15 protein-coding genes, 1 pseudogene and 1 riboswitch are annotated in these 17,856 nt (G+C 36.3%); all 16 genes and pseudogenes read right to left on the minus strand.

The annotated features are described in order from the left end of the window. Positions 1-7: 7 nt before the first annotated feature. Positions 8-631 (minus strand): PDDEXK family nuclease, encoded by a 624-nt coding sequence (locus NHG49_RS19150; protein ID WP_222660186.1) that lies wholly within the window; start codon positions 629-631, stop codon positions 8-10. A gap of 97 nt (positions 632-728) precedes the next feature. Further along, positions 729-1,337 (minus strand): annotated as a pseudogene (gene recA, locus NHG49_RS19155) (recombinase RecA); the annotation flags it as partial. A gap of 142 nt (positions 1,338-1,479) precedes the next feature. After that, positions 1,480-2,718 carry a competence/damage-inducible protein CinA gene (gene cinA / locus NHG49_RS19160; protein ID WP_088047316.1) on the minus strand — a complete coding sequence of 413 codons (1,239 nt, stop codon included), beginning with the start codon at positions 2,716-2,718 and terminating at the stop codon, positions 1,480-1,482. Positions 2,719-2,738: 20 nt separating this feature from the next. After that, positions 2,739-3,317 carry a CDP-diacylglycerol--glycerol-3-phosphate 3-phosphatidyltransferase gene (gene pgsA, locus NHG49_RS19165; protein ID WP_048563304.1) on the minus strand — a complete coding sequence of 193 codons (579 nt, stop codon included), beginning with the start codon at positions 3,315-3,317 and terminating at the stop codon, positions 2,739-2,741. 63 nt (positions 3,318-3,380) lie between these two features. Further along, positions 3,381-4,292, minus strand: coding sequence for a helix-turn-helix domain-containing protein (locus NHG49_RS19170; RefSeq protein ID WP_064475028.1), 912 nt, complete (start codon positions 4,290-4,292; stop codon positions 3,381-3,383). A 21-nt stretch (positions 4,293-4,313) separates the two neighbouring features. Next, positions 4,314-5,099: a DUF3388 domain-containing protein gene (locus tag NHG49_RS19175; protein ID WP_000574107.1), complete on the minus strand. Its 786-nt coding sequence runs from the start codon at positions 5,097-5,099 to the stop codon at positions 4,314-4,316. Positions 5,100-5,238: 139 nt separating this feature from the next. After that, positions 5,239-5,487 carry a DUF3243 domain-containing protein gene (locus NHG49_RS19180; RefSeq protein WP_000114455.1) on the minus strand — a complete coding sequence of 83 codons (249 nt, stop codon included), beginning with the start codon at positions 5,485-5,487 and terminating at the stop codon, positions 5,239-5,241. Positions 5,488-5,562: 75 nt separating this feature from the next. Continuing rightward, positions 5,563-6,276, minus strand: a complete 714-nt coding sequence (ymfI, locus tag NHG49_RS19185; protein ID WP_048563302.1) for an elongation factor P 5-aminopentanone reductase — start codon at positions 6,274-6,276, stop codon at positions 5,563-5,565. Positions 6,277-6,531: 255 nt separating this feature from the next. Further along, positions 6,532-7,818, minus strand: coding sequence for an EF-P 5-aminopentanol modification-associated protein YfmH (gene yfmH, locus NHG49_RS19190; protein WP_064475027.1), 1,287 nt, complete (start codon positions 7,816-7,818; stop codon positions 6,532-6,534). After that, on the minus strand, positions 7,819-9,093 hold the full coding sequence (gene yfmF, locus NHG49_RS19195; protein WP_000772421.1) for an EF-P 5-aminopentanol modification-associated protein YfmF: 1,275 nt from the start codon (positions 9,091-9,093) through the stop codon (positions 7,819-7,821). A 198-nt stretch (positions 9,094-9,291) separates the two neighbouring features. After that, positions 9,292-10,251 carry an ABC transporter permease gene (locus tag NHG49_RS19200; RefSeq protein WP_000008857.1) on the minus strand — a complete coding sequence of 320 codons (960 nt, stop codon included), beginning with the start codon at positions 10,249-10,251 and terminating at the stop codon, positions 9,292-9,294. Further along, positions 10,252-11,310: an ABC transporter permease gene (locus NHG49_RS19205; protein WP_001085261.1), complete on the minus strand. Its 1,059-nt coding sequence runs from the start codon at positions 11,308-11,310 to the stop codon at positions 10,252-10,254. After that, positions 11,303-12,835: an ABC transporter ATP-binding protein gene (locus NHG49_RS19210; protein ID WP_064475025.1), complete on the minus strand. Its 1,533-nt coding sequence runs from the start codon at positions 12,833-12,835 to the stop codon at positions 11,303-11,305. Before NHG49_RS19210 ends, NHG49_RS19205 begins: the two co-directional genes overlap by 8 nt. A gap of 118 nt (positions 12,836-12,953) precedes the next feature. Then, positions 12,954-14,030, minus strand: coding sequence for a BMP family lipoprotein (locus tag NHG49_RS19215; RefSeq protein WP_064475024.1), 1,077 nt, complete (start codon positions 14,028-14,030; stop codon positions 12,954-12,956). Positions 14,031-14,119: 89 nt separating this feature from the next. Further along, positions 14,120-14,845: a GntR family transcriptional regulator gene (locus NHG49_RS19220; RefSeq protein ID WP_064475023.1), complete on the minus strand. Its 726-nt coding sequence runs from the start codon at positions 14,843-14,845 to the stop codon at positions 14,120-14,122. Between the two features lie 232 nt (positions 14,846-15,077). After that, a riboswitch (purine riboswitch) is annotated at positions 15,078-15,179 on the minus strand. A 203-nt stretch (positions 15,180-15,382) separates the two neighbouring features. After that, positions 15,383-17,767 (minus strand): DNA translocase FtsK, encoded by a 2,385-nt coding sequence (locus NHG49_RS19225; protein ID WP_222654927.1) that lies wholly within the window; start codon positions 17,765-17,767, stop codon positions 15,383-15,385. Positions 17,768-17,856: the final 89 nt, after the last annotated feature.

The following is a 17,856-nucleotide window of genomic DNA, read 5'->3' on the forward strand; positions in this document are numbered from 1 at the left end:
GCTATCACTAGCAAGGGAAACCCATGGTATACTCCTTAATCTTTTGTGCGACTTTTTCTTTATTTACTAACTCTTCTTCATGTATAACAAGATATTTATAGCAGCTCTCTTCCATAAATAAAAGTTTTCTTTTATCTCGTTCTTTTATTTTTTTGAGTGAGTGTGCCCATTTCCCATGGACGTCTAAACAATATTTTCTACCTAAGTAGAAATCAATAGACCACTTATCGATTCTTTTTTGCTTAATGAACGCCAGATCTAAGCTTAATAATATCTGTTCAACCTGTTGTTCCAGTAAAGTATCATAATTTTTCTTTCTGACCTTTACATTAAGCTCTTTTCTCCTTTTAGCAACACATGTATCGGATACGCCATACTTAACGGCAATTTCAACATGTGATAAATATGGATTTTTTAACTCCTGTTCAACTTCTGCGGTTTTAGGTAAATAAACCTTCCTATGTCTGGTTCTTTTAATTCCGAGTAACTTTAATATTTCACCTACTCGCCTTTCATCAAGATTAATTTCTTTACCTATATCTTTTAATTTTCTCTCCGCATGTGTCGTGATAAAATCCACTTGCCATTGTTCTATGTTTCGATAAGTTCTATTTCCAATTGTCACTGCCACCTTAATCTCTCCTTATAAGAAATCCCTTATAAAGACTTAAATGAAGAAGACAAATAAAGATTCAAGTACTACGCTCTGATTAAGCAACTTGTGGTTGATTTCCGAACATAACCCCAACTTTTTCACGAATTTGGTTAATAAAGATTGCAATTGTTTTTGATTTATTGATTGCACCTGACAGCTTACGAAGTGCTTGAGACATTAAACGAGCTTGTAGACCTACGTGTGAGTCCCCCATGTCTCCTTCAATCTCAGCTTTCGGTACAAGAGCTGCTACAGAGTCAATTACGATAATATCAACCGCGCCACTTCGTACAAGTGCTTCTGCGATTTCTAGTCCTTGCTCTCCTGTGTCAGGTTGTGATAATAGTAATTCATCTATGTTAACGCCTAATTTTTGTGCATATACAGGATCCATTGCATGCTCCGCATCAATAAACGCTGCTTGTCCACCTTGACGCTGTACTTCCGCGATTGCGTGTAATGAAACTGTTGTTTTACCTGAACTTTCTGGTCCATAAATTTCGATAATACGGCCACGTGGGTATCCGCCTACCCCTAATGCCACATCAAGTGCTAAAGAACCACTTGAAATTGTAGAAATTCTACGCTCCGCTTGTTCTCCTAATTTCATAATTGAACCTTTACCGAATTGCTTCTCTATTTGTTTTAACGCCATATCTAACGCCGCTTGACGATCACTCATTCAAAATTCCTCCTTAACTGAATTGCTAATCTTATTATACCTATTTTCAATTCAATTTGCCAACAAAATCGAACATTTATTCGATTTTTTTATTTTCCATTAAATAAAAATGAGTTTAACCATAAAAAAAGCTAGAAGAAACTTATATCTCTTCTAGCTTTTTATATAAATGATAAAATCCATATTTCACCGAACGTTCCCTAATTTGTTGACGACTTCCACTTAAAATAAGAGGAAAGACTACAGTTGGTTCATCCTTCATCGCCAATCCAACGAATACTGTTCCCGGCTCTTTATGTTCTGAAGCATCCGGTCCTGCTACCCCAGTGAAACTAATTCCGATATCCGCTTTTAATAAGCCCTTAACATTTTCAGCAAGATAACGAGCACATTCTTTACTAACTGCACCATCAGTAGACAACACTTCCGCAGGTACATGTAAAACATGTTGCTTCACATCATTATGATAACAAATGACACCGCCTTTAAATACTGAAGACACACCAGCACTTTCTGTTACTTGATTGCCGAAGAGACCACCGGTTAAACTTTCTGCACACGCTAAAGTTAATCCTTTTTTCTTCAATAACTCTATTGCCTTATCATGCAGAAACTCTTGATCATACCCGTAGAAAAATTTTCCTACTCTTTCTAAAATCAAATCTTCCATATGCTGAATGCGTTTCGCAGCTTCATCAGCATTTTGATGTTTGGCAGTTAAACGTAGTGTCACTTCTCCATCATTCGCAAGGGGGGCGATTGTCGGGTTCGTTTGTCCATCAATTAAATCTTGAACTTTCACTTCTAATTGAGATTCCCCAATCCCGAAAAAGCGAAGCACACGAGAATAAATGTTTTCTCCTGTTGTAAAGTTACGTAAAAAAGGCTCTACATAACTTATATACATCGGCTTCATCTCTTTCGGTGGTCCTGGTAATAAAATATAAACTTTCCTGTTCTTATTTAGCCCCATACCAGGTGCCATGCCGTGATCATTCGCAAATACAGTTGCTCCATTCAAAACGAGCGCTTGCTTTTTATTATTCTCTGTGAACTCGCGACCTGTACGCTTAAAGTACTCGCTTATCGATGCTAATGCCTTTTCATCATATACAAGCTCTTCACCCAAACTAGAAGATATCGTTTCTTTCGTCAAATCATCTTTTGTCGGGCCTAATCCACCTGTGAAAATAAGTATGTCAGCACGTTCTTCCGCAACTTCAATCGCCTGCTGTAATCGCTTGTTATTATCTCCAACTACAGTATGGTAGTACACATTAATTCCGATTGAAGCTAACTTTTCAGATAAAAACTGGGCATTTGTATTTGCAATTTGTCCAAGTAATAATTCAGTTCCAACCGCAATAATTTCAGCATTCATCCCAATTCCCCCATAAACTTCTATTTTGAGTTTACAAAAGCAGCTCTATTTTTCCAGAAATAATCCCACCCTGAAATAACAGTAAAGATTAATGCAATCCATATGAAAATATCAGCAACTGGGATATGGATTAAATTTAAAGGTACATCGTGTAATAAATACGCCGCAATTGCAATAATTTGTGTCCACGTCTTAATTTTCCCTAACTGATTTGCTGCCACTACTTCTCCTGTTCCAGCAAGTACAAGACGTAAACCAGTTACTGCAAACTCACGGCTGATAATTACAATAACGATCCAAGCAGGTACGTATTGCATCTCAACTAATGTAATAAGTGCTGCTGAAACAAGTAATTTATCAGCTAACGGGTCAAGAAACTTCCCTAAATTCGTTACAAGATTATACTTTCTTGCGTAATGTCCATCAATCCAATCTGTAGCCGAAGCAATAATAAAGATAAGTGCCCCTACTAAATGTTGAATTGGTAAATCAACATCACCAATTGTGTATGAACCCCAATCAAAGGGCGCTAACATAATTACCATAAAAACTGGAATTAAGAAGATTCTAGATATTGTAATTTTATTTGGTAAATTCACAGCTATTCCTCCATCATATCAAAAACATTTGTTCATTGAAAAAAGTCATCGAGGCGATGACTATTATTGTGCAGGTTGCCCTATCCCTTGGTTTTTTATCACCAATCTTTGGTGAAGTTCTTTTTCTGGATTCAATGGATAAGCGACCACTTGGCCATTCAGTTTAACTTCAACATTCGTTGCATTCCCAATATTAAGTCGCACTTCTTTTAATGTTGATACATCACGTTTTTCTATTTGGCCCTCTTGTACTGTAGCGTTTAGAATCACATTCCCCGCATCATCTTTAACATCTACATAGCTCGCACCTTTACCCGATATTTCCAGTTCTAATGTTTTATTGTTATGAATTTCCAAAGTAGATACTTTACCAGTTGTACCAACTACTTTTACTTCTTCTTGTCCCGTTGGTTGTGCTGGTTGTTCCTCTTTCTTTGGCTCTTCTTTCTTTGGTTCCTCTTTTTTCGGCTCTTCCGCTTTCACTTCATCTTTCTTCGTATCTAACGGAGAGTTTTCTGCTTTTTTAACTTCAATTTTCTCACTTTGAGCATTCGGAACTTTCTCATCACCTTTTCCAGTTAACGCTTGGAAAACAAACCAAATTACCACTCCAAATGCAATTACTAATAGCGCAACTAAAACTTTCGGCATATGATCTGCAATTGGCCATGATGAAGATTTTTGCATTGTTTCTTGCGTTTTCTGTCCTGTTGATACTTGTGGAACGTCGCGTTTTTCAGATTGTGGTATCGTACTCTGATATTCTACAAGCAGTTCCTCTCCATTTAACCCAACCGCATCTGCGTATTGTTTAATGAATGCACGCGCATAAAAAGCTCCGGGCAATACATCATAATTGCCTTCCTCAATCGCTACTAAATGGCGTTTTTGAATTTTTGTAATCTCATGCAGCTGATCCATAGACAAGCCCTTCGTTCCTCTTGCTTCTTTCAGCTTTTGTCCTAATTCTGTCACTACTAACACCTCAATATTTCTTTAAAAGTCAAACATAGAGAAATTATTTTGCGTACCTTGCTCAATTTCATCTACTAAATTATATTGGATTTCTTCATCATAATCGTTACGCAACTCGATAATATAATCAAAATCATCCAATGTGTATTCTGACTGACTCACAAATACGTCAGGATGTTCCACAACTTTCGTTGCAGGTAATCTCATAATTTCACGAACAAGCTGCCAATGCCTTTCGTTAGCACGCTTTGTTGACACGATTCCATCTAAGATAAAAATATTGTCGTCGCTATACTCATCTTCAATCAATTGACTACGAACAGTTTGCTTAATAAGAGTAGATGATACAAATAACCATCTTTTATTTGCACAAACACTTGCGGCAACAATGGATTCTGTTTTTCCGACACGAGGCATTCCTCGTATCCCGATTAGTTTATGACCTTCTTTTTTCATTATTTCAGCCATAAAGTCTACAAGTAACCCTAATTCATCACGTACAAATCGAAATGTCTTCTTATCATCTGCATCTCGTTGTATGTACCTACCATGTCTAACCGCTAGCTTATCTCTTAGCTTTGGCGGACGATATTTCGTTACCGTTATGTTATCCATCGTATTTAAAATTGATTCAAGTCTAGAGATTTGCTCTTGATTATCACACATAAGGAGTAATCCACGTCGTGCATTATCTACACCATTAATTGTGACAATATTAATGCCGAGCATACCGATTAACGAAGAAACGTCACCAAGCAAGCCAGGTCGGTTTTTATGTATTTCATATTCAAAATACCATTCAATCATCCAAGATCACTCCCCTTGCTTACTTTACACCTACGTACTATATTATATGATTTCACCTTAATAGGGAAGCTAAATGTATAATCTATCCTGCGTTATTATTATACAAAAAAAATAGAGAGGAGAATCTCCTCTCTATTTTTTACTTATGCTGTACAAACTTCACCATTAAGTTTGCGATTGTATGTTGCTCTTGTTCATCAGCGACTTTCCAAAGCTCAGACAATAATTTCTCTTGATCGTTGCGCGCTTCTACTTCATTTGCTAAATAATCTCCAACACGAAATGCCATATCTGATACAGCACCACCATCAAGACCTTTTCCTGATGCTTGTTCTAAACGTTCTCCTAAAAAGCTCTTCCATTGATCAAAATTATCTAAAACTGACATGTTTAAGCACCTCACTACTTAGTAATAGAATCATGCTTAATTTGTACAGTTTTTTATTTTTTATGTAAAAATTTTTTAGCAATGCCAACCGCCATTCACTCCGATAATTTGTCCAGTTATGTAAGAGGCACCTGGTGACACGAGAAATGACACTGTTTTCGCTACTTCTTCTGGTAATCCTAATCGTCCTAACGGAATCTCTTCAGCAATTTCATTCTTATCCTCTTCTGAAAATACGTTTAACATTTCCGTTTCAATTGCACCTGGTGCTACCGCGTTCACTCTTACTCCACTTAATGAAACTTCTTTTGCTAATGCTTTCACATATGAATTTTGTGCACCTTTTACCATCGAATAAAGCACTTCACATGATGCGCCGATTTGGCCCCATATAGACGAAACAAGTACAATATTACCGCTTCTCCGCTGAATCATTGATGGCAGTGCCATTGATAATAGTTTATAGATGCTCTTCACTTGAAGTTCTACCATATAATTTAATTCATCGTTCGTTACATCTGTTACGAGTCCAAAAATACTCTTCCCAGCTGCATATACGATAACATCAAGAGGATGTTCAATTTGTTCCCACAATTGCTCCGCTCCATCACTAGAAGCTAAATCCGCTTGAACAGGAATCACTTCCCCCCACTCTTTCTGTAACTCATTCACTTGCCCTTCACCGTTATTATAATGAACATATACTGTATATCCATCTTGAATTAATTGTTTTGAAATAGCAGAGCCAATCCCTCCGCTTCCTCCAGTTACTAATGCATACTTCTTCATACAATTCCTCTCTTATCTCAACAAAATCTTTTTCCTATAAATAAAGTGAAACTTTAATCAGTGGGTGGATGAACATCCCCCACTGATTATTAGTTGAACCAATCGGGCTTTTACGGGCAGTTGATCCCCCCACCTACTTCTGTGCTTTCACTGAATTTTTAAGTGGGGGGTCTTACTGCCCGTTAATGCGGGGTAAATAATACCCTCATCTTACAATTTATCAATGATAAGATGAGGGTATTATTATGAAACCTTTTATTTTTTCGGTAAAACTTGACAAACACTCATTCTTTCTTCTGATAATAATAATTTGGCTACTTCTTGTAAATCTTGAACAGTTAGACTTTCTAATACAGTCAATGCCTCAAACAGACTAGATTCATTAAACGCATATCGTGTAAATTGATTCGCGATATATTCTGGCGAATTCAACGAGCGTAAAAAGCCACCTATTTTCTTTTTCTTTACTCGTTCTAATGCCGCCTCATCTAATTGATCATAATTTGTATTTAGTAAAATGCTTTTCAAACGCTCTTCCAGCTCATCAGGTTGCTTCGTATCGCCGCCAACCATTGCAAAACCGAAGTTATTCTCTTCCGTATAATCATACGAGAACGAATCATCAATAAGACCTTCATTATATAAAGATTCGTAATGAACGGAGCTTTTCCCAAATAAATAATCTAAAAGTAACGTAAGCGCAATTTCTTGTTTTAAAAGGGCTTTCCCTTTTTCTTTTAAATTTGTCGCTTTAATACCAACTAAACATTTCGGTGTTTGTACAGGCATGGAAATAATTTTCTTCTTTTCATTTACCTCATCAGGTTCTTCCTCAAATGAACGTACAATTTCTGACTGGTTTTTATAATCTTTTTTCGCTTGATTTTCACGTACTAAATCCATTGTTTCCTCTGGATCAATTGCCCCCACAACGAATAATAACATATTGCTCGGATGATAAAATGTTTCATAACATTCATATAATAAGTCTTTCGTAATTTTACTAATAGACTCGATTGTCCCTGCGATATCAATTTTAATTGGGTGCTTTACAAACAAGCTATCAATTAATCCAAAGTATAAGCGCCAATCTGGATTATCTTGATACATTTGAATTTCTTGCCCAATAATCCCCTTCTCTTTTTCAACTGTTTTTTCAGAGAAGTAAGGCTCTTGTACGAAGTTTAACAATGTATTTAAATTTTGTTCTACATTTGATGTACATGAAAACAGATAAGCTGTTCTTGTGAAAGATGTGAAAGCATTTGCTGATGCTCCTTGTTTACTAAACAATTGGAAAGCATCGTGATCTTCTTTTTCAAATAATTTATGCTCAAGAAAATGAGCAATTCCATCAGGCACACGAATCATTTCTTCTTTACCTAGTGGTACGAATGTATTATCCATAGAACCATATTTTGTCGTAAACGTTGCAAATGTTTTATTAAATCCTTGCTTCGGTAAAATATATACATCTAATCCATTAGGAAGTTTTTCATAATAGAGTGTCTCTTTTAATTGCTCATAAACAATTTTCTCCATTTATTCTCCCTCCGTTCCATGTAAAAAGTAAATTGTGTCTAGTTCAATATTTTTAGCAACTTTCACAATCTCTTCTTTCGTCACACTTTCAATACCTGAAAGCCATTCTTCAACCGGACGCGTACGGTCTGAAATAATACCATGATACAGCATTTCCACAAATCCGCGCGGTGTATCAATCGCCTCTAATATTTGATTTTGAATAACACTTTTCGTTTGATGCATCTCTTCTTCTGAAAAATCACCATTTTGCATCGCCAACATTTGTTCTTTAATAATCTCAACAGCTTTTTCATAATTTTTCGCTTCGATTCCTGACATGACAAACAATAAGCCTTTATGACTTTCAAAGCGGGATGCTGCATAGTACGCTAAACTATTTTTTTCACGAACATTAACGAATAACTTTGAATGAGAGAATCCTCCAAACAGTCCATTGAACAATTGCAGTGCAAAATAATCTTCGTCTTTATACGTAATAAACGTACGATAACCGATGTGTAATTTACTTTGTTTTAATTCTTGTTTTTCCACAACTTCTTTTTCTTCATTATTTCTCTTATGAAGAAGTACATTTCTTTCTCTCACAGGACGCGCTGAAATAGAAAAATACTTACTTACAAGATCAACTGCGTTTTCTGAAATATCACCAATAATGTATAGATCCATTTCATCTTCCGCTAACACTTTTTGATAATATTGATACAAACTTTCATTTGTAATAGATGCAACACTCTCTTTTTTTCCATTTGCACTTAATCGATACGGTTCTACTTTGCACATTTCTTCAATTAAACGCTCGTTTGCATAGCGCATTTTATCATCATACGTAGCTTCAATTCGTTGCAAGAGCGCTCTCTTTTCACTTTCTACAATAGAAGGTAGAAAACTATTCCCCTCTGTTGCTGGATGTAAAACTATATCCGATAACATAGAAAGTGCTTTTTCAAATAACGGTGGTGCATCATGTAAATATACTTCATTTGCAATGTCTACATAAATAGAGATGATATGGTCTTCTCCTTTTTTACTTACATCTACTGCCAAAGAAGATCCATATAATTCTTCTAAATATTGACGAAGACGAATTACAGAAGGAAGTTTTTCTGTCGCACTTTGCAATACGTATGGCAATAGGGCACGCTCTGTCACCGTCTCCTCATTTAAAGGTGCTTTAAAACGAAATACAAAAGTATTTGTTTTATATTTATCAGTCGGAATAATATGTACTCGCAAACCACCTAACTCATGTAACTGTTGTTCCATTAGTTTCATTTATAGCCCTCCTTTACGTATATAGGAATATTCCTCTTCAATATACAGTTTTTAGAAATGAAAAATCAACTTTTCTTCCTCACTATACTTACATCAGGCTCTTTCTAAAAACTTTTATATGTAAGGAACATAGTAAAATTCCGTATTACATATATTCTATGTAAAAAAGCCCGCACTAATGTGCGAGCTTTTTTATACTTATCGTTTTCCTTTTTCATACGGCGTTCCTAACGCTTTCGGAGCTTCAGAACGACCTACAAAACCAACAAGCGCTAATATTGTGAATACATATGGTAATATCGTTAATAAAACACTCGGAATTTGATCTAATACAGGAATTGTTCCACCTGTTACACTTAACGATTGTGCAAAACCAAAGAATAGCGCTGCACCTAATGCACCTAGTGGATTCCACTTCCCAAAGATCATGGCAGCTAACGCTAAGAAACCTTGTCCAGTAATAGTTGCCCCTGAGAAGTTATTAGAAATTGACATTGCAAAAATTGCTCCACCAATTCCAGCAAACACACCTGATATACAAACACCAATATAGCGCATTTTATATACGTTAATTCCCATCGTATCAGCTGCCATTGGATGCTCACCAACCGCACGAAGACGAAGACCGAACGGTGTTTTATAAATAACATACCAAACAACGAATGCTAAAATAATAGCAATATACGACGTTATCGGTACGTTAGAGAAGAATATTTTCCCTAAAACCGGGATATCCGAAAGGCCTGGAATATCAATCTTTTCAATACGGTACTGAATAAAGTCAGTCTGTCCTTTATCAAAAATCTTCTTAATTGCAAATACCGTTAATCCAAGAGATAAGAAGTTAATTGCTACACCACTTACAACTTGATCCGCTCGGAATGTAATAGATGCTACCGCATGAAGTAATGCAAATAACCCACTACCAATTGCCGCAAATAATAACGCAATCCACGGAGTCATCGTTCCCCATGTATCACCCATTAATAAGTTTGTAACAACTCCAATAAATGCACCAAATAGCATTAGTCCTTCTAATCCGATATTTACAACACCCGATCGTTCACTAAATACACCACCTAGTGCTGTAAAAATTATAGGTGCTGATGTATATAACGTACCCGTCACAAGAATGGCTAATATATCTAAAAAGCTCATTTATTTCCCCTCCTTGCTCATGCGTGTAAGCGCCCATCTTAACACATAACTACATGCAACAAAGAAGATGATACATGCAATAATCACATTAATAAGCTCTGATGGTACATCTGCCTCAAAGTTCATTTGAGGGGAAGCACTTTTCAAACCACCAAATAATAAAGCTGAAAGGATAATACCAAACGGATTATTCCCCCCAAGTAAGGCTACGGCAATCCCGTCAAATCCTACTCCTGTAAACGAAGACATTGCTGTCATACTTTGGAATGTTCCTAACCCTTCCATCGCACCACCAATCCCCGCAAATGCACCAGCAATTGTCATAGAGAATACTACATTGCGAGAAACTTTCATACCAGCATATTGGGAGGCATGTTGATTAAATCCTACCGACTTTAATTCATACCCTAAAGTTGTTCGATCTAATAAGAACCACATTAAAATAGCGATTAAAATTGCTACAACAATTCCCCAGTGAAGGCGCGAACCGTCAGTGATGGCAGCAAGCCAGTCTGAAGATAATGACGCACTCGCTTTGATGTCGTACGTTTTATCATTACCCTCGTGCAAGAAACGCTTAATAATGTCATATGTTACGTATAACGCAATATAGTTCATCATAATTGTTACAATAACTTCATTAACTTGAAATTTCCCCTTTAAATATCCAGGGATGAAACCCCAAATTCCACCTACCAATGCTGCAAATAAAATAGATAACGGAATGTGAAGAACAGCTGGTAGCGAAACTGCATAACCGAACCAAACCGCTGCAAGCCAACCAACTAGTAATTGACCCTCTACCCCGATATTAAATAAACCTGTACGAAATGCAAACGCCACTGATAAGCCGGCAAGAATAAGCGGGATCATTGTACGAAGCGTTTCACCTATTGCACTTGGGCTACCGAACATTCCTGTCCAAAGTGCACTATAACCAACAATTGGATCATAGCCACTAACTAGCATTACAATTGCTCCGACAAGTAAGCCGAAAATAACGGATAGTACTGGGACTAAAATATTTATCGTTCGTTCTGTTAAAAGTTTTTTAGCCATTTGTACCCACCTGCTCCTTCTTTGTTCCTCCAGCCATTAACAATCCAAGCTGTTGTTCATTCGTTTCTTTCGCATCAACAATTGCTACGATTTTCCCTTCATAAATAACAGCAATTCGGTCACTAACATTTAAGATTTCATCTAACTCTAAAGATAAAAGTAATACACCTTTTCCTTTATCCCTTTGCTCTATTAATCTCTTATGAATAAATTCAATTGCTCCTACATCTAAACCACGTGTTGGCTGTGCCGCGATTAATAAATCTGGATCACGGTCTACTTCACGTGCAATAATTGCTTTTTGTTGATTCCCCCCAGATAAAGCGCGCGCTAACGTTTGCTCACTAGGTGTACGTACATCAAACTGTTCAATAAGTGCCTTTGCTTTTTCTGTAATTTTACTAAAATTTAAAATCCCTTTCTTTGAAAACGGATTTTTATAGTACGTTTGCAGAACGATATTATCTCTAACAGAAAAATCAAGAACGAGCCCATGTTTATGACGATCTTCTGGAATATGACCAATTCCTTCTTCTGTTATCCTTCTAACAGGCCAATTTGTTATTTCTTTTCCTTTAATTGCAATAGAACCTGACTCAACTTTTCGTAAACCAGTAATTGCTTCTATCAATTCACTTTGTCCGTTTCCATCAATCCCTGCAATTCCAACAATTTCCCCCGCACGAACAGTTAAGTCAAGGCCTTTTACAGCAGGTAGTTGACGTGCATCGTGAGCAACAAGATTTGCAATTGAAAGTACCTCTTCTTTTGGCTTCGCGTCTATTTTTTCTGTTTTAAAATTCACTTGACGTCCGACCATTAATTCTGCAAGTTTATTTTCATCCGTATTTGCAACGTCAACCGTTCCAATCCCTTTTCCTTTACGAATAATCGTACAACGATCGCAAACTTCCATAATTTCTTTCAACTTATGTGTAATAAGAACAATAGATTTCCCTTCTTGTACAAGCTTTTTCATAATTTGAATTAGCTCATGAATTTCTTGCGGTGTTAACACAGCTGTCGGTTCATCAAATATTAAAATTTCTGCCCCACGGTAAAGTGTTTTTAAAATCTCAACACGTTGCTGCATACCAACTGAAATATCCTGTATTTTCGCGTATGGATCTACAGCTAATCCGTATTGTTCAGACAGTTTTTGAATTTCTTTAGCAGCTTCCTCAACAGCAATTTTCCCGTTTTTCTTCGGTTCATTTCCGAGAATAATATTCTCTGTAACTGTAAAATTATGAACAAGCATAAAGTGCTGATGAACCATTCCAATACCAAGGTCATTTGCCACATTCGGATTGGTAATGTTTACAGACTTTCCTTTAATTTTAATTTCACCTTGTTCTGGTTGATACAAACCAAATAGTACATTCATCAATGTGGATTTCCCTGCACCATTTTCTCCAAGTAAAGCATGTATTTCTCCTTGCTTTACTTGCAGCGTAATATCATCATTCGCTACAATGCCTGGGAATACTTTCGTAATGTTATTCATCTCAATTACGTATTCCATTTTGTTCCTCCTTTTAACAGGGAACATTCCCCTATTACACTATTAACTTATTAAGCAATTTGGAAGTTTTATACATACAAAGGTTAGTTCTATGAACTAACCTTTGCTATTTCTCTATTTATTTTTTTAGAGAAGCTTCATATTCTTTATACTCTTTATCTGTAGCTGGTACTTTAATTTCACCATCTGTAATTTTCTTTTCAAACGCTTCTACTTTTGTTAAAATTTCAGGGTTAACTTTTTTCACGTTGTCAGTTGTTTTTGCAATACCAACACCGTCATCTTTTAAACCAAACGCTTCTACTTTACCGCCTTTTAATTTACCATCTTTCGCTTCTTGTGCTACTTTTTCAACAGCGATATCTACACGTTTTACCATTGAAGTTAATGTTACGTTTTCAGGCATACCTTCTTGGTTTTGGTCACGGTCAACACCGATTACCCAAACATTTTCACCTTTTTTCTTACGGTTTTTCGCTTCAGTGAACACGCCGTTACCTGTACCACCAGCAGCATGATAAATTACATCTACACCTTGACCATACATTGCTGATGCAAGAACTGTACCTTTTTCAGGTTTATCAAATGCTTCCGCATATTCAGATACGATTTCAATGTTTGGATTTACTGCCTTTGCACCAGCTTTAAATCCATTTTCGAATTTACTAATTAAATCACTCTTCATTCCACCAACAAATCCTACTTTATTCGATTTTGTTGACATAGCCGCTACCGCACCTACAAGGAATGATCCTTCATGATCTTTAAATGTAATACTTGTTACGTTCGGTGCTTCTACAACAGTATCAACGATTGCGAATTGTTGTTTTGGAGATTCTTTTGCAACTTCTTTAATTGCACCTTCTAATTTATAACCGATTCCGAAAGATAAATCATACTTATCTTTTGAAAATTTCTTTAAGTTCGGAATATAATCTGCTTCTTTTTCAGACTGTAGGTAACGATAATTTGTTTTTTCCTTTAATCCATTATCTTTACCAAACTTTTTCAAACCTTCCCAAGAAGATTGGTTGAATGATTTATCATCAACGCCCCCAACATCCGTTACCATACCAACTTTGAATTCTTTATCTTCTTTCTTGTCACTGCTCGCCTTATCCGAGTTACCACATGCACCTAAAACCGCGCTTGCTGCTAATGTTAATGATAATAAAAGACCTGTTTTTTTCTTCATACTAGAAACCCCTCCTGAAATGATTTGTCTATTTTTTATACGCTGCTGTCCCTAACTTCTTGCTGTCACCTCCCCAAAAAGGAACTTACCTACATACGTTTTCTTAATACGTGGAAGCTAAACTTATCAGCTCTAAAGTAATTGAGAGAATATAAGATTGGCTCATCATTTTGATCATAGTGCATTTGTTTTAAAACTAGCAGTGCCGTTTCCGGTTCACATTCTAAAATCGGTGAAATTTTCGGATGATAGCCAATTGGCTCAATGTGAGCAACTGCGTATGTGATACGTTTGTGCGTGTTGTTATGTATCACTGTAAGCAATGATTCTTCGTTGTATCCCGATAAATCTGGCAATATTTCTTTTGCAAGTTTATCGATACAATATACAACAGGTTCCCCATCTGCTGTACGCACACGCTCAATCATTACTGCATTAAAACCATCTTCACTATTAAACTTCTCTTTTTCTTCTTCTGTTAAACTTGTTGTAGATGATGATAAAAAGATAGTTCCTGGTGTTTTCCCCACACTAGAAATCATATCTGTAATACTAGAAAGTTGTTCAATCCCAGAAGAAAATAACGGCTTTGCATTTACAAATGTTCCTACACCATGTCTACGAATGACAACATTTTCTTCTTCTAAAATACGCAGTGCTTCCCTTAAAGTCGCCCTACTTACACCAAGTTCTTTCGCTAAATCAAACTCTGATGGTAACTTCTGTCTTTCTTTGTAAGCTCCATCTTTAATTTTTTCTTTAATGTGATCAATCACCCGTAAATATAGGTGACGACTATCGGATTTTACTGACATAAGACTCCCCCGCATTTCAATTATTCGACCTCTGATGTAAGACTTCTTTTCTCTTTTTTCAACTTACAACATAATAAAATTACTAAATACTAAAAATAAGCATAATTGTCGAATAAATATTAATAATTTTTTAAGATGAAATTTTCACTCTTTACTGCATAAAAAAAACTTTGCACCATAAACATTCCTCATTTCGAGAAAAAGTTCGGCACAAAGATCTCTTACATCCTTTGTTACACACTTTTCCCCTCATAGTCCAGCAATTCATGGTTGCCGGGTAGAAACTTATGGACCTTATCTCCAAGATTATATGAGGCAGTGATTCTTTTCGAAGTAATCTTACCACTTGCTCCCATACGTGTCAACAAAATTTAACATTTTTCTACATTAAATATCGAACATTCATTAAAAACATAATCAAAGTATTCGTATTCTAAAGAATCGCTTTAAATGTAAGCCCTTTCTTTATCGCTGAATATAGTATATAACAAAACTAGCATATAAAAAAGCCTAATTGTAAAAACAATTAGGCTTTTTTTATGAACTTTTTTCTTGTACATCATTAATGAGCACTTCTCGTGGTTTACTACCTTCATACGGACCTACTACACCATTCATTTCCATTGCATCAATTAAACGGGCAGCTCGCGTATAACCTACTCTAAACCTACGTTGCAACATAGAAACAGATGCTGTTTGCATTTCCACTACAAGCTGAACTGCTTCATCATATAATTCATCTTCTACTTCCTGCTTCGTATCAGGAACATCTTGTGGAATCATATCTTCTTGATATTGCGCTTTTTGCTGACCAATAACATACTCTACAACTCTCTCAACTTCATCATCGGATAAAAATGCACCTTGTACACGTACAGGCTTCGATGCACCAATTGGTATAAACAGCATATCTCCACGACCTAGCAGTTTCTCTGCACCACCACCGTCAAGAATTGTACGAGAGTCCGTTTGAGAAGATACCGCGAATGCAATACGTGATGGAATATTCGCTTTAATAACTCCCGTAATAACATCAACCGATGGACGCTGCGTCGCAATAATTAAATGAATACCAGCCGCACGAGCCATTTGTGCTAAACGCATAATCGCATCCTCTACATCTGATGAAGCAACCATCATTAAATCAGCTAACTCGTCCACTATTACTACAATATAAGGTAATTCCGGTTGTTTCGCTTCTGATTGACTATTATGTTCTTTAATATGATCATTATATCCTTCAATGTTACGCGTGCCACTATGAGCAAATAATTCATAACGTCGTTCCATTTCACTCACGACTTTTTTCAAAGCTTGTGATGCTTTTTTCGGATCAGTTACAACTGGTGTTAATAAATGCGGAACACCGTTATATACATTTAACTCTACCATTTTTGGATCAATCATCATTAATTTTACTTCATGTGGTTTTGCACGCATTAAAATACTAACAATAATACCATTAATACATACACTTTTCCCGCTACCTGTCGCACCAGCTACTAGTAAATGGGGCATTTTATTTAAACGCGCTAATACAGCTTCACCTGTAATATCTCGTCCAAGACCAATTAACAACTTCTCTTCCGGATGATTATTAGCCTTAGAATCAAGAACTTCTCTAAGCGTTACCATAGAAACTTCTGAGTTCGGAACTTCAATCCCTACAGCTGATTTCCCGGGAATAGGTGCTTCAATACGAATGTCTTTCGCAGCTAAAGCAAGTGCTAAATCATCACTTAAACTAACGATTTTGCTTACCTTTACTCCCATATCAGGATATACTTCATATTTTGTAACTGCAGGACCTCTATGTACTTTTGTTACTTTCGCTTTCACTCCAAAGCTTTGGAATGTACGTTCTAATTTACGAGCATTCTCATAAATTTCTGCATTTTCATTTGTAACTTGCTTATTCTTAGGAAATTTCAATATATCAAGTGCAGGAAGCTTGTAATCTTTATTTTCTACATTTGAAAATTGCATTGGCGGGGCACTTGTTTCCGCCTCTAAAGATTCTACAATCTTTTCTCCACGCTTTTTCTTAGATTCTTCAACAGGCGGAGCCTCTTCAATAGACGGTGAAGTTATTAACTCTACTTCCTGTTCTTCGCTAATTCGTTTATTCTCTTCTTCATTTACAGGATAATTCTCAGTGAAATTCGAAATAATGGGAGGATCAATTGAAATTTCTTCCATCGGCTCAATAATCTCTTCTTGTTCTGCAGAACGTTTGCTCCTTGTGCTTCTCGTTGTTTTTTTCTTTTCTGTTTGTTCAGCCGTCCTTTTGGATCTCCAATCTTTATAATCCCCTTGCATTACTTCAAATTGACTTCTAAGGATTCTCCCTACAGGGGCAAGTACTTCTCCGATATGCTTATTTGTTATACAAAGTATACCGAGAATCACTAAAATAATACCAATGATATAAGCTCCTACTTCGTCAAATAAGAAGTAACACGTCGCGAACATAAGCGCACCAAACATACCACCGCCTAAATGAACGCTATCCGGCCCCTTTTTCATTTCAAGAAAGAAGTTATCTTTCGTACTCACAATAACAGAAGTATTTTGCACTGCTCCATCTTTCGTAAGAAGGTTAAATAATGTAATATGACTAAACATTAATATCGCCAATACTATTAAATAAAAACCGATTAACCGTTTATTTAAAAGGTTCGGCCATCCACGTTTGATAACAAACGAAACCGATAAAGCTATTACACCTAACACACCAATTATGTACCACTCACCAAAGAAGAAGCGAAAAAATAACACAAACGATTTCCCTACAACACCTAGCTGTAAAATCGTAATGATTGAAAGTGCAAAAAGAGTTAAACCGACGATTTCATAATACAAAGTTGGCTTTATCGTGCGTCTTGCTTTTGCCTTCGTCCCTCTTTGCTTTTGTTTTGCCATTTCTTCACCTCGTGTTCTACATGTAAGCAGGGCTTCCTAAAAAAAGCTTTACTTACATGTCTGTTTTCTCTATTTTTTCAGGTCTTATA

Origin of the sequence: Bacillus sp. IBL03825 (assembly GCF_024712505.1) — a bacterium.
Lineage (GTDB): Bacteria > Bacillota > Bacilli > Bacillales > Bacillaceae_G > Bacillus_A > Bacillus_A wiedmannii.